Origin of the sequence: Prevotella koreensis (genome assembly GCF_003977605.1) — a bacterium.
In the GTDB taxonomy this organism is placed as follows: domain Bacteria; phylum Bacteroidota; class Bacteroidia; order Bacteroidales; family Bacteroidaceae; genus Prevotella; species Prevotella koreensis.
Genome location: NZ_RYYU01000001.1, coordinates 603983 through 616486 on the forward strand (window position 1 = coordinate 603983; position 12504 = coordinate 616486).

13 protein-coding genes and 1 tRNA gene are annotated in these 12504 nt (G+C 43.3%); 8 read left to right on the forward strand and 6 right to left on the reverse strand.

All coding sequences use genetic code 11. The features are described from left to right. Nucleotides 1–3 precede the first annotated feature (3 nt). The 6 genes from EHV08_RS02565 to EHV08_RS02590 all read right to left on the reverse strand — a co-directional run bounded on the left by EHV08_RS02565 (nucleotide 4) and on the right by EHV08_RS02590 (nucleotide 6585). Entirely contained in the window at nucleotides 4–978 is a 975-nt protein-coding gene (locus tag EHV08_RS02565; protein ID WP_126677857.1) for a KpsF/GutQ family sugar-phosphate isomerase, read from the reverse strand. A 6-nt stretch (nucleotides 979–984) separates the two neighbouring features. Continuing rightward, entirely contained in the window at nucleotides 985–1740 is a 756-nt protein-coding gene (gene kdsA / locus EHV08_RS02570) for a 3-deoxy-8-phosphooctulonate synthase (RefSeq protein ID WP_126677858.1), read from the reverse strand. A gap of 349 nt (nucleotides 1741–2089) precedes the next feature. Further along, nucleotides 2090–2368 carry a hypothetical protein gene (locus EHV08_RS02575; RefSeq protein ID WP_126677859.1) on the reverse strand — a complete coding sequence of 93 codons (279 nt, stop codon included), beginning with the start codon at nucleotides 2366–2368 and terminating at the stop codon, nucleotides 2090–2092. 100 nt (nucleotides 2369–2468) lie between these two features. Continuing rightward, nucleotides 2469–2541: transfer RNA gene (locus tag EHV08_RS02580), tRNA-Pro, on the reverse strand. Nucleotides 2542–2645: 104 nt separating this feature from the next. Then, nucleotides 2646–3833, reverse strand: a complete 1188-nt coding sequence (locus tag EHV08_RS02585) for a clostripain-related cysteine peptidase (protein ID WP_126677860.1) — start codon at nucleotides 3831–3833, stop codon at nucleotides 2646–2648. Between the two features lie 13 nt (nucleotides 3834–3846). After that, on the reverse strand, nucleotides 3847–6585 hold the full coding sequence (locus tag EHV08_RS02590) for a valine--tRNA ligase (RefSeq protein WP_126677861.1): 2739 nt from the start codon (nucleotides 6583–6585) through the stop codon (nucleotides 3847–3849). A gap of 159 nt (nucleotides 6586–6744) precedes the next feature. Here EHV08_RS02590 and mazG point away from each other — a divergent pair, with 159 nt between their 5' ends. From mazG to EHV08_RS02630, 8 genes are all read left to right on the forward strand, one after another. Beyond that, the gene (gene mazG, locus EHV08_RS02595) at nucleotides 6745–7572 is read left to right on the forward strand and encodes a nucleoside triphosphate pyrophosphohydrolase (RefSeq protein ID WP_126677862.1); all 828 of its coding nucleotides are present in this window, start codon (nucleotides 6745–6747) and stop codon (nucleotides 7570–7572) included. Nucleotides 7573–7576: 4 nt separating this feature from the next. Then, the gene (locus EHV08_RS02600; protein WP_126677863.1) at nucleotides 7577–8140 is read left to right on the forward strand and encodes a lipocalin family protein; all 564 of its coding nucleotides are present in this window, start codon (nucleotides 7577–7579) and stop codon (nucleotides 8138–8140) included. 3 nt (nucleotides 8141–8143) lie between these two features. Further along, nucleotides 8144–9058: a ribonuclease Z gene (locus EHV08_RS02605; RefSeq protein WP_126677864.1), complete on the forward strand. Its 915-nt coding sequence runs from the start codon at nucleotides 8144–8146 to the stop codon at nucleotides 9056–9058. A gap of 70 nt (nucleotides 9059–9128) precedes the next feature. Next, nucleotides 9129–9437: a T9SS type A sorting domain-containing protein gene (locus EHV08_RS02610; protein WP_126677865.1), complete on the forward strand. Its 309-nt coding sequence runs from the start codon at nucleotides 9129–9131 to the stop codon at nucleotides 9435–9437. A gap of 45 nt (nucleotides 9438–9482) precedes the next feature. Next, the gene (locus EHV08_RS02615) at nucleotides 9483–11018 is read left to right on the forward strand and encodes a L,D-transpeptidase scaffold domain-containing protein (protein ID WP_238987992.1); all 1536 of its coding nucleotides are present in this window, start codon (nucleotides 9483–9485) and stop codon (nucleotides 11016–11018) included. Nucleotides 11019–11030: 12 nt separating this feature from the next. Further along, on the forward strand, nucleotides 11031–11591 hold the full coding sequence (locus EHV08_RS02620; protein ID WP_126677866.1) for an RNA polymerase sigma factor: 561 nt from the start codon (nucleotides 11031–11033) through the stop codon (nucleotides 11589–11591). A gap of 12 nt (nucleotides 11592–11603) precedes the next feature. Further along, nucleotides 11604–11969: a hypothetical protein gene (locus EHV08_RS02625; protein ID WP_126677867.1), complete on the forward strand. Its 366-nt coding sequence runs from the start codon at nucleotides 11604–11606 to the stop codon at nucleotides 11967–11969. A 15-nt stretch (nucleotides 11970–11984) separates the two neighbouring features. Further along, nucleotides 11985–12425, forward strand: coding sequence for a hypothetical protein (locus EHV08_RS02630; protein ID WP_126677868.1), 441 nt, complete (start codon nucleotides 11985–11987; stop codon nucleotides 12423–12425). Nucleotides 12426–12504: the final 79 nt, after the last annotated feature.

Below are 12504 nucleotides of genomic sequence, written 5' to 3' on the forward strand. Positions count from 1 at the left end.
CTTCTAAATCATGCAGGAATAATGATCTACCACGCCTAACAAATGTCCTTCATTGTCTCCCACGAGAACCGTGTGTATAAGGTTACGGTGCATTATTTTCTGTATTTCGGTAATCTTTGTATCTGCAAGTACGCATTTCGGTTTGCGTGTCATTATCTCTTCCACTTTATGGTTCACAAATTCGGCTTGCCATTTTTCCATTGCTCGTCTTATGTCACCATCGGTTATAAGTCCTTCTATTCTCTTGTCTTCATCGAGTGAAACTCCAAGACCGAGTTTTCCTTTACTCACGAGTATTATTGCTTCACCCAAATGCATATCCTTTGGAATGATTGGCAAGTCGTCAGAGCGCATCACGTCTTTTGCTGTTGTCAACAGTCTTTTGCCAAGTTCGCCACCCGGATGGAACTGGGCGAAATCGGTAGGCTTGAAGTTGCGAACTTCCATAAGTGCTATTGCGATGGCATCACCCATTACGAGGGTTGCGGTAGTGCTGCTGGTAGGTGCAAGATTAAGCGGGCATGCCTCTTTATCAACTTTTACTTTAATATGTACTGTACTGTGTTTTGCCAGCAGACTGTTTTCGTTTCCACTGATTCCTATAATTGGAATTTGCATGTGAAGCACCATAGGTATAAACCTCAGCAGTTCGTCGGTATTTCCGGAGTTGCTTATTGCCATTACAATATCGTCTCTTGTCATAACTCCGAGATCACCATGAAATACATCAAGAGGATTGATAAAGAATGACGGTGTTCCTGTACTCGATAGTGTTGCGGCAATCTTTGCACCTATATGACCACTCTTTCCAACACCGGTGACTATCACTTTTCCTTTACAGTTGAGCATAAGTTCCACGGCGCGGTCGAACTCTTCGTCAATCTGATTAATCAAGTCTAGCACTGCATTACACTCGTCTTTTATACATTGTATGGCATATTGGCGCACCGTTACAGGTTTTTCAGTCTGCTGTCCCATTTGGTATTAATCTATAAGTTGTTTCACTATATGTTCAAGGTCTTTGAGGTAAAGCATATTAGGTCCGTCAGACAATCCCTTCTCGGGGTCGGGATGTACCTCAAAGAAATATCCTGTTGCTCCGAAAGCTTTCGCTGCGAGTGCCATGTGAGGTACGAAACGTCGGTCACCCGATGTTTTTCCTCCGCCTGCTCCGGGGCGTTGCACGCTATGGGTGCAGTCCATAATCACTGTTTCTACTATTTCGAGCATATCTGGAATATTTCTGAAATCAACCACAAGATTGTTATATCCGAAAGAATTACCACGCTCGGTAAGCCACACCTTCTTGGCTCCGGCTTCCTTTGCTTTTTCCACAGGGAAGCGCATATCTTGCCCACTGAGAAACTGTGCTTTCTTTATGTTTACCGTTTTTCCTGTTTTTGCCGCTGCAATAAGCAAATCGGTCTGGCGACAAAGGAATGCCGGAATTTGCAGAACATCGCACACTTCACCGGCCGCTTCGGCTTGATAACTTTCGTGTATATCGGTAAGTATGCGTAGTCCGTATTTCTCTTTGATGTCTCCAAGCATTTGTAGCCCTTTTTTCAGTCCCGGCCCTCTGTATGAGTTTATGCTCGTTCGGTTTGCTTTGTCGAACGATGACTTGAATATAATGTCTATGTCATGAACACTGTTGATATGTTTAATTTCGCGTGCCACAGCATCAAGCAATTCTGCAGACTCTATTACGCAAGGACCGGCTATGAATATTGGTTTCATGATAATCGCATTTGGATAGTCGCATGCAAAATTAGCGGAATTGTTCTAATTACCCAAACATTTTACTCAAATTGCAGAGAAAAAGGATAAAAAAGAAGATATATGTAGTTATTCAAAATTGAACGTATAATGATTTGCCTTATTATAACAGTAAATATTATAATCATTTTGATTGATTGCGAACACACCAAATGCGAGATACATAATTCTGGAATAGTCCGTAATATCACATTAAATAATCTGCCTAAAGAGGTTTATATACAGAATGGCAGGAAAGTGGTTTTATGAACAAAATTATAGTAAAAACATCCATTGGTCAGAATGAACATTCAAATGGTTATGAAAATTGCTAATCAAACTTAATTTCATTTTCCGAACTCTTCTTGAAATAACGTTTCACACGTTTTAATCCATCTACTCCGAGTATTGTAAGTCCTCCATATTGTAATGTCTTTGCAAGTCCGAAGAATACAACCCATAACAATGCTTTTGTTTCTTTTGGTGTGTCAAAGGTAGCCTGTGCAAATGAAATTATATAAAAAGGTATGCACGTTGCTAAAACTATCACCCCTGTACGGAATGATAGTGAGGCAAGCCATACCTTTATTTTTTTTAATGTTTTCTTCATTTTATGAATATTCCGATATGAAACTTCCGCTGAGCCCCTTTTTCATACAGAGCCCCTATAATAAAAGGAGAACGAGTCTTTTAAGAACCGTTCTCCTTTGTCGAGGTGACAGGACTCGAACCTGCGACAGCCTGGTCCCAAACCAGGAACGCTACCAACTGCGCTACACCTCGTTCTTTTTGCGTGTGCAAAGGTAAGTATAATTTTTCTTACCTCCAAATTTTATCTGTTTTTTTTATGCCCGATGTCTTATTTCTTGCATACAAAGGTCGTGGAATCAATAATGAGTGGCTTTCCACCATGCCGTTTCTTTCTTTGATAAAGCGGAATGGTTTATTGAAGGGTCACTAATTGAGATGCCTGAATATGTGTTTATGGGTGTCTCGGCATTGTTGTAAGCAGAATAGAATGTTTGGGTGGCAGCCTTTACGAGGACTAATTTTGCAAGCGATTGCGTGAAGCGTGAGTATAGAGCGTTATCGTCTTTGCACAGTTCCCTGACGTAATCGTGCATGTCGAAAAATAAATGGGATTTCAGGCCATCAAATGCCTGTATCTTGGAAAGCATTTCGTTGTTAAAAGAATGAGTTGTATTTATTTCACGCATAATTGCTGCCATGTTGTCGAGTTCGTCGCAACGAATTACCGATATAGTGCCGTATGGGTACTTATAGTTAGTGTAAAATGAAAGGAATTCATTGCATGCCGTCTGCCAGTCCATTCCTATTATTGCCTCTCCCATCATGTCGTATGGCATCCCGTATAGCATGATTTCGGTTGGCGAAGCAATGATTATATCAGTTGCGTTGCGCAGTTCGTATGCCGTTTCCACGTTAGCCATGTAACAATCGTCGAAGAGAATGTATTCGGGATGTATGTTTGCGATTGTGAGTGCCTGCGACAGGTCTGTTATGTCAGTCTGGTATGCTTCGTCGCTTGAATGCCCGAAGAAGCGTGTCTGTTTCCATTCATCTTCTACTGTTCCGCTTTGTCGTTTCGCTATGGCGAGGTTCTTGTAAATCCTCGTTCCCTTTGGCAACCATGCCATCCCGTGACATCCTATTATCATTGCATAGCGCGGAGTCTTGGTAAAAGTCTTCACGTCACTCAAAATATTAGCGATACCGCTCGGTGTGGTGTATTCGTTGCCACTGAAAGAATATTTCCTAAGTGTGTCATGTGCGCACCTGCCATTCCTGTATATAATTTCCGTGAGAGATGCCTTTTGGCTACCTCCCGACATAAAGACGACAATTCGCCTGTCGGAAGTGCCTTTTGATTTTGTTATAGCATCTTCCATACCTTTTATATTATTAAGGAAAGGGAGGGTCATATTGCTACCCGACCACGGCATATACATCAATATTGTCTGTACGTAATGCGTTTCATGCTTTTCTTTTGGTGAGTCGTCATGGCAAGATACAATGATAATCGTGGCAAAGAGTAGCAGTATGAGTTTTTTCATGCATATGGGTATGCTATAGTTTCTTTTTCAGTTCGGCAATCGAAAGTTTCAGAGAAGCAATCTTCTCTTCAGAGTCGCTTTGCTTCTTGCGTTCCAATGCCACTACAGCCTCCGGTGCATGTGCAACGAACTTTTCGTTTGATAGTTTCTTTGTAACACCTAACAGGAAGCCTTCGAGATGTTTCAACTGCGCCTCTTGTTTCTCAATCTCCGCTGCAACATCAATCATTTCGCCCAGCGGAACAGCATATTCGTGTGTTCCCACCATGAATTGCGATGCGTCGGCTTGCTTCTCTGTCACAGTCTCTATGCCTTTGAGGTTGGCCATTTTCACCACTACTGCAGCGTATTCGGCGTATGCATCTTCTCCTATGGCTTGCAGTTGCATCTGTTCCTTGTTAGGAATGTTCTTTTGGTTGCGCACCGTGCGCACTCCCGATACAATCTGTTTCACGGTCTCAATGTCGGCCACAAGACGCTTATCGCTATCGGTAGCAGAACCAATCTCAAGTTTTTCGCGCATTATGCTTTCACCTGATTCATGTTCGCTGATGTGCTGCCATAACTCTTCAGTTATGAATGGCATAAAAGGATGTAGCATTTTCAGCAAGACATCGAAGAAGCCGAGTGTTGCTTCGTATGTCTTTCGGTCGATAGGTTGCTGATAAGCCGGCTTCACCATTTCAAGATACCAACTTGAGAACTCGTCCCAGAACAATCTGTAAACGGTCATAAGTGCCTCTGAGATGCGATATTTTGAGAACTGGTCGTTCAGTTCTTCGTTTGCTGTACGTAGAATAGCCTCAAACCATTCCACAGCAATTCTGTTTGCTTCAGGCTGTTCCACGTCTGCCGTCTCCCAACCTTTAACGAGTCTGAAGGCATTCCAAATCTTGTTGTTGAAGTTTCTGCCCTGTTCGCAAAGGCTCTCATCGAAGAGGATGTCGTTGCCTGCCGGGGCAGAAAGCATCATTCCCATGCGCACGCCATCGGCTCCGTATTTGTCAATAAGTTCAATCGGGTCGGGCGAGTTGCCAAGACTTTTCGACATCTTGCGTCCCAGTTTGTCGCGCACGATGCCTGTAAAATACACGTTCTTGAATGGGAAATTACCCATATATTCCTCTCCGGCCATTATCATACGTGCCACCCAGAAGAAGATAATGTCAGGTGCTGTAACGAGGTCGCTCGTTGGATAATAGTAGTTAATCTCCTCGTTGTTCGGATTGTTGATACCATCGAAGAGTGAGATAGGCCACAGCCATGAACTGAACCAGGTATCAAGAGCATCTTTGTCCTGTTGCAGATCTGATAGTTCAAGAGCGTTGTTTCCGCTCTCTTTGCGTGCCAGTTCAAGAGCCTTTTCAGGCGAATCGGCAACTACGAAATGCTCTTCCGTCTCTCCTTTCGTGTTCGTGGTTTCATCGTTGTCAGGTGTGTAATAATATGCCGGAATGCGATGTCCCCACCAAAGTTGACGCGAGATGCACCAGTCTTGTATGTTCTCAAGCCAATTCTTGTATGTGTTTACATATTTAGAGGGGTAGAAGTGCATCTCTCCGTTGAGCACCGGTGGTAGTGCGATGTCGGCAAAGTGCTGCATGCGCAAGAACCATTGCAGCGAGAGACGCGGCTCTATTGCTGTTTCAGGGTTGCGCTCGGAGTAGCCCACCTTGTTGGTATAGTCCTCAACACGCTCCATAAGTCCGGCCTTTTCTATGTCTTTCACTATTTGCTTGCGACATTCGAAGCGATCCATTCCGACGTACATCGGCGACTGTTCGGATATTGTTCCGTCGGCATTGAATATGTCGATTGTCTCCAGATTGTGGTTTTTGCCCAACATGTGGTCGTTGGTATCGTGTGCGGGAGTAACTTTCAGACAACCGGTTCCGAACTCAATATCAACATAGCGGTCTTCTATTACAGGGATAACCCTGCCAACGAGTGGTACAATAACCTTCTTTCCCTTCAGCCATTGATTCTTTGGGTCTTTCGGGTTTATGCACATTGCGGTGTCGCCCATTATTGTTTCCGGGCGAGTGGTGGCCACTACGGCATAGTAGCCGTTTTCGTCCTTATGAATTACATTGCCCTCGTCCAAGGTTGTTTCGTCAAAAGAACTGCAAGAGTCGGCATCAACATAATATTTGAGATGATATAATTTTGACTGTTCCTCCTTGTAAATTACCTCTTCGTTGCTAAGAGCCGTGAGAGCCTTCGGATCCCAGTTCACCATTCTCAATCCGCGGTATATCAGTCCTTTCTCGTAAAGGTCGATGAATACCCGTGTCACGCTGTCAGAGCGTTTGTCGTCCATCGTGAAAGCCGTGCGATTCCAGTCGCACGACGCACCGAGTCTTCGGAGTTGCTTCAAGATGATTCCGCCATGCTCGTTTGTCCAGTCCCATGCGTGCTTGAGAAACTCGTCGCGCGATAGGTCGTGCTTTTTTATACCCTGCTCGGCAAGGCGTTTCACGACCTTTGCTTCTGTTGCAATCGAGGCATGGTCAGTTCCCGGTACCCAACAAGCGTTCTTGCCTTTCATGCGGGCACGCCTCACAAGAATATCTTGTATGGTGTTGTTCAGCATGTGTCCCATATGTAGCACGCCGGTTACGTTTGGTGGGGGAATTACTATTGTGTATGGCTCGCGCTTGTCAGGTTTTGAACTGAAGAGTTTGTTGTCAAGCCAGTATTGATACCATTTCGACTCCACTTCGCGCGGGTCGTACTTCGTTGCTAATTCCATTTGTTATCTTGTTTTACTTCGTTATCTATATTAGTTGAATAAAAAACGCTGCAAAGTTACAAAAAAAAAGCAATATATATAATAAATGAAATAAATTTCATTCGTGAAGTTGCTGCATCTCAGATTTATTTGTTACTTTTGCATCAAAATAAACAAACGATGCATACAAGAGAAGAAAAACTTGAAGCCTTTGGAAAACTGCTTGATGTGCTCGACAGATTGAGAGAGGAATGTCCGTGGGATCGCAAACAGACGAACGAAAGTTTGCGGCCGAACACGATAGAAGAGACTTTCGAACTGTGCGATGCACTGATGAAAGACGATTCAAAGAACATCTGCAAGGAACTTGGTGATGTGATAATGCATGTGATGTTCTATGCTAAGATTGGCGAGGAGCAAGGAAAGTTTGATATTGCCGACGTATGCGACAAGGAATCGGATAAACTGATTTTCCGTCATCCGCATGTATATGGCGAGGCTGAATCTCTGAAACATTCGCCGCTGATACATGCGGAAGAAGGCAAGGAACTCAACACCGAGCAGGTGCTTGAGAACTGGGAACAGATTAAATTGCGCGAGAAGGAAGGCAACGAGAGCGTGCTCTCCGGAGTGCCCGACGCTCTGCCGTCGCTTATAAAGGCATATCGTATTCAGGACAAGGCACGTAATGTGGGTTTCGATTGGGAAGACAAACAGGATGTTTGGGCAAAGGTGCGTGAAGAACTTGATGAGTTGGAGGAAGAGTTGAGGCGTGAGGACAAGGAGAAATCAACACAAGAACTTGGAGATTTCCTGTTCTCGGTAATCAATGCCGCACGTCTCTATCACCTGAATCCGGATAATGCACTGGAGCATACAAATAAGAAATTTATACGCAGGTTTAACTATGTGGAAGAACATTCAATCAAAATAGGTAAGCCTTTGAACGATATGAGTTTGGAGGAAATGGATAAACTATGGAATGAAGCAAAGAATTTAGAAAAGTAATAATATGAGAAAACTATTATTGTTATGTCTTGCTGCCGTTGCCGTTATGATGATTGCCGGCTGTGAGGGGCAGAATAAGAAGAATAACTTGGGGCATGGCGACTCTTTGTTGCTTGATAGTATGGCCGAACAGGACTCCTCTTTGTATGGCCGATGTGGTGAAGATTGCGCGATGAACACGCTGCAACTCATCTCAGATAAAGGTGATACGGTTTACCTTGGTTACGACCCTGATGCCGAGGTGTCGCCGGTGCGCGGAGGTATTGCCGTTGGCGACCGTGTGGCAGTGATGCTCGGCAAGGACGCTTACGGACAAACCATAGCAGCGAGTGTAATCAATCTTACCACACTTCTCGGTAAATGGCAGAGTATTGACCGTAATTTTGAGATAAAAGAAGGTGGGGTGGTGGAGACCGTTGTCAACGAGCAGAAGCCATACACGTCATGGAAGATAGTGAACGGAAAACTTGTTCTCAGCACAGACACGTTCCATATCTATGAACTTGGGGCAGACTCTCTATATCTCGAAAACAAGGTTGGAATCTTTGCTTATAAGAGGGTGAAATAATAGATGACACCTTTCAAGTTATACATCTTGGGGTGTGGCAGTGCATTGCCAACCCCTCGCCATTATGCTTCGTCGCAAATCGTTGAGTTGCGGGGCAAACAGTTCATGGTTGACTGTGGCGAGGGAACACAGATACAGTTGCGCCGTTCGCGCATAGGTTTCAATAAAATAAGAGCCGTTTTCATATCTCATTTACATGGTGACCATTGTTTCGGACTGATAGGAATGATTAGTACGTTCGGTTTGCAGGGACGAACCGCTCCGCTGCATGTCTATTCGCCTAAAGAACTTGAAGAAATGTTGATGTCGCAACTGAAATTTTTCTGTACGCATTTGAGTTTTGATGTGGTATTTCATGCAGTCGATACGTCAGGACAAAGTGTTGTTTATGAGGATAATAGCCTTACTGTTGAAACCATTCCTTTGGAACATCGTGTACCATGTTGCGGCTATCTTTTCCGTGAGAAACCCACCTTGCCGCATATCCGCCGAGACATGATAGATTATCTTGGAATACCGGTAAGTCAGATAAACAATATCAAGTTGGGAGCCGATTGGGTGTGTGAAGATGGTACAGTGGTCTCCAATAGTCGTCTTGTGTCACCTCCGGATTCGGTGCGTTCATACGCTTACTGCTCTGATACACGCTACATGCCGACACTGTATGAGCGTCTGAAAAACGTAGATTTGCTCTATCATGAGAGCACATATGGCGACGACAACATGCAGATGGCAGAGACTTATTATCATAGTACGGCACGACAAGCAGCGTGTGTGGCGCGGGATGCCGGTGTGAAACGACTGCTGTTAGGCCATTACAGTTCAAGATATGATAACGAGGAGGTTTTGCTCAAACAGGCACAAGAAGTCTTTCCTGATACATATCTTGCAAATGAAAAAATGGTTATTGAAGTTTAATTCTTAAAAATATTTGCAGGTTTCAGAAAAAAAAACTATATTTGCAACGATTAATCAACATGATGCGCGTATGATAAAGAATATATTATTTTTTTCTCTGGCTTCGGTATTGATATTCGGAATGCCGGGAGTAAGCCGTGCAGAGTCTGCAATAGAGATAATTGATAATGATTATCAGACTGTTACAATCTCTGTGCAAGAGTCGGTATTGCATGTCACCGGTGCTAACGGACAAATACTTCAGATTTACAATGTAGCAGGAATGATGATCAAAAGCATAAAGGTTGATAGTAACGACCGCCGCTATGAACTGAACCTTAACAAAGGTTGCTACATTGTGAAAGTGGGTAAGACGGTTCGAAAGGTATCAATAAAATAAGGCTTAATATAGGTCTTTAATACAAAATTAATTAAACCAACGGTTTTGCAAAAGCATATATGCGTTTGCTTTGTGGTGCTATTGACACTATTTTCATGCACCGATGGCGACGTACAACCATATCAAGATATTACACCCGAAGCACTTTCTGTTATGAAAGTGTCGGAGTATGAGTTGGATTATGATGACATACGCGGGCAGATAAGGCAGTTGATAAAGAGTGAATCTTCTTCATCGGTTGCCGTAAGATATATTCGAAACTATTATTCTTCTGATGGCTCGTTTATTTGGATAGACCGTCATGGCATGGATTCGCGTGCCGACACCTTGCTTGCTTTCATTTCAAAGGTTGATGAAATGGGTTTCAAGAAAGAACTTTTCCGCGTCAGTCAGATAGAAGAAGACTTGAATAGGGTACGGAAACTTGACTTTGACAAGTCTTCAAACAGCATTAACAAAGTATTTGCACGCCTTGAATATAATCTTTCAAGAGCATTTATAAGATATTCTACAGGACAGAATTTCGGTTTTGTTAACCCATCGGTAATATTGAATCGCGACCCGGATAACAATGGTGAGTCTGCCCGAATGGTGTACAAATATCAGTTTGACATAAAGATAGAGCACCCCACAGACTCTTTCTATAAGAAAACCTTAATGGTTATGAGAGGTGGAGACATGGGAGGCTTCTTGCGCGAAATCCAGCCGAAGAGAAAACTATACAATCAGTTGCAAGATCGTCTGAACAGTGGAACTCTATCCGAAAAGGAATGGTTCACAACACTCTGTAACATGGAGCGGTGCAGGTGGAATGAGAAAATAGTGGAGGAAGACTGCGAAAAATATGTACTTGTGAATATTCCCTCGTTCATGCTCAAGGCTGTAGATGGTGACAGTGTTCTGACGATGAGAGTGTGTTGCGGTGAGCCGAGGACAAAGACTCCGCTGCTAACGAGCGAGATAGTTAGGATGGAACTTAATCCTATGTGGAATGTTCCTTACTCCATAGCGAAAGGCATTGCTGGTAGTACTGGTTATATGGTGCGTAATAACATGTTCATATACGATAAGAAAAAAGGAAGACTACCGGTGAGTGAAGCATCTCGCGAACTGATATTGAGCGGCCAGCAACGCATAGTACAGGAGGGCGGGCCTGGCAATTCGCTTGGGCGTATAGTCTTCAGGTTCGAGAATAACTTCTCGGTATATTTGCATCACACGTCCTCTCCATGGGCTTTCCAGAGTGCAAACCGTGCCATTTCTCATGGCTGTGTGAGGGTGGAAAAACCTTATGAACTTGCCGTGTTCTTAATGAAAGAAAAAGATATGAACCTTGCCGGGAAAATAAAATATTCAATGACATACAGTATGAAGAAAGATAGTGAGGGAAATCTTGTCAAATCATCGGTTAAAAAAGATAGCCTGGTGAGAAGCGTAAAGGTGGAACCTAACATTCCGGTCTTTCTCACATATTACACTCTTTATCCTGACAATAGCGGCAAATTGGTTGAATACAAGGATGTTTATGGTTACGACAGACGTATCATAGAGCAGTTGAAACCATACGCGAAACGCAGATAACCTGAATTGTAGATGACCAAGGAAGAGGGCAAACTTGTTTCTAAACTTTCAAATCCGAAAACTCGCAGAGAGACTTTTGCGGAGGTGGTGAGACTATACAGTGAGCGCATGTATTGGCAGATAAGGCGTATAGTACTCTCACATGATGATGCAGACGATGTGCTTCAGAACACTTTCATGAAGGCATGGGGAGCATTGGACGACTTTCAAGGTACATCACAAATTTCTACTTGGCTCTATCGCATCGCTATAAACGAGGCTCTCGACCATCTGCGACGCTCGAAGAATAAGGTGAGTGCCGATGCGGAAATCTCTGTCGCCAACCGTCTGATGGCCGATGACTATTTCGATGGCGATAATGCAGCAGCATTGTTGCAAGAGGCTATTTCCACTTTGCCCGATGTTCAACGTACGGTATTTTTGCTTAGATACTATGATGAAATGAAATACAGTGATATGAGTAAGGTTCTTGGAACATCGGAAGGGGCATTGAAAGCATCATATCATATTGCTGTGAGGAAAATATCGCAATATGTTTTAAACCATAACGATAACTTTACATCTAAGGATTAAAAGAGAGAAGTTATGACTATAGAAGATTCCTTGAAAACAAATTTCGGAAATAAAAACCCGTTTCGTGTGCCGGAGGATTATTTCGTTACACTTGAAAAGCGTGTAATGGATAGAATGCCGGAGAGGAAGACACCGCAAGTTAATGTTGCAGTGGAGATTTCGATGTGGAAAAAACTTCGGAAATATGTTGCTGTAGCGGCTTGCACAGGTATCGTTATTGGAGGATATGTTATGCTCAGGAATGGAGAGCCTGCCGTGACAATGCCGGCTGATAACAACAGTAGTGTTGCTGCCAATAATGATTACTATATTGATAAGGCGGTTGATTATGTTATGATGGAGAACGAAGACTTCTATGCTTATCTCTTGGACGAATAAAATTATTTCAGAATTATGAAACGATACCTTATTATATTATTATTGTTTGGGGCATCATCGCTTGTGACCTTTGCGCAGCGACATCATGGAAAACATGACTTCGATCCGGCCAAATTCAAGGCAGAAATGGAGCAGTTCATTACAACGGAAGCATGTCTTACGCCACAGGAAGCATCGCAGTTTTTTCCTCTTTTCAATGAAATGCTTCGTAAGGAAAGAGCCTTGTTCGACCAGATTTCCACACTGCAACGAGTGAAACCGGCAACCGAACAGGGATGTGCCGAGGCTGTAAGGACCCGTGACATGATTGAAATTCAAATCAAGGAACTACAGCAGCAGTATCACAACCGTTTCTTGAAACTACTCCCGGCATGTAAGGTGTATGATGCGCTGAGGGCTCAACATCGCTTTCATCGTCAGATGTTCAAGCGAGAAGTATGCAAAAATAGAAAATAGAGACTTTTAAAAACTACAATCATAAATGTGGAATCCATACCTGCTCACGCTAAAAGCGTATAGGGTATGGATTTTTCGT

What these genes read in the sequence shown, in the direction of transcription:
- EHV08_RS02565 (WP_126677857.1), bottom strand. Translation starts at nt 978, where the DNA reads ATGGGACAGCAGACTGAAAAACCTGTAACGGTGCGCCAATATGCCATA.
- kdsA (WP_126677858.1), bottom strand. Translation starts at nt 1,740, where the DNA reads ATGAAACCAATATTCATAGCCGGTCCTTGCGTAATAGAGTCTGCAGAA.
- EHV08_RS02575 (WP_126677859.1), bottom strand. Translation starts at nt 2,368, where the DNA reads ATGAAGAAAACATTAAAAAAAATAAAGGTATGGCTTGCCTCACTATCA.
- EHV08_RS02585 (WP_126677860.1), bottom strand. Translation starts at nt 3,833, where the DNA reads ATGAAAAAACTCATACTGCTACTCTTTGCCACGATTATCATTGTATCT.
- EHV08_RS02590 (WP_126677861.1), bottom strand. Translation starts at nt 6,585, where the DNA reads ATGGAATTAGCAACGAAGTACGACCCGCGCGAAGTGGAGTCGAAATGG.
- mazG (WP_126677862.1), top strand. Translation starts at nt 6,745, where the DNA reads ATGCATACAAGAGAAGAAAAACTTGAAGCCTTTGGAAAACTGCTTGAT.
- EHV08_RS02600 (WP_126677863.1), top strand. Translation starts at nt 7,577, where the DNA reads ATGAGAAAACTATTATTGTTATGTCTTGCTGCCGTTGCCGTTATGATG.
- EHV08_RS02605 (WP_126677864.1), top strand. Translation starts at nt 8,144, where the DNA reads ATGACACCTTTCAAGTTATACATCTTGGGGTGTGGCAGTGCATTGCCA.
- EHV08_RS02610 (WP_126677865.1), top strand. Translation starts at nt 9,129, where the DNA reads ATGATAAAGAATATATTATTTTTTTCTCTGGCTTCGGTATTGATATTC.
- EHV08_RS02620 (WP_126677866.1), top strand. Translation starts at nt 11,031, where the DNA reads ATGACCAAGGAAGAGGGCAAACTTGTTTCTAAACTTTCAAATCCGAAA.
- EHV08_RS02625 (WP_126677867.1), top strand. Translation starts at nt 11,604, where the DNA reads ATGACTATAGAAGATTCCTTGAAAACAAATTTCGGAAATAAAAACCCG.
- EHV08_RS02630 (WP_126677868.1), top strand. Translation starts at nt 11,985, where the DNA reads ATGAAACGATACCTTATTATATTATTATTGTTTGGGGCATCATCGCTT.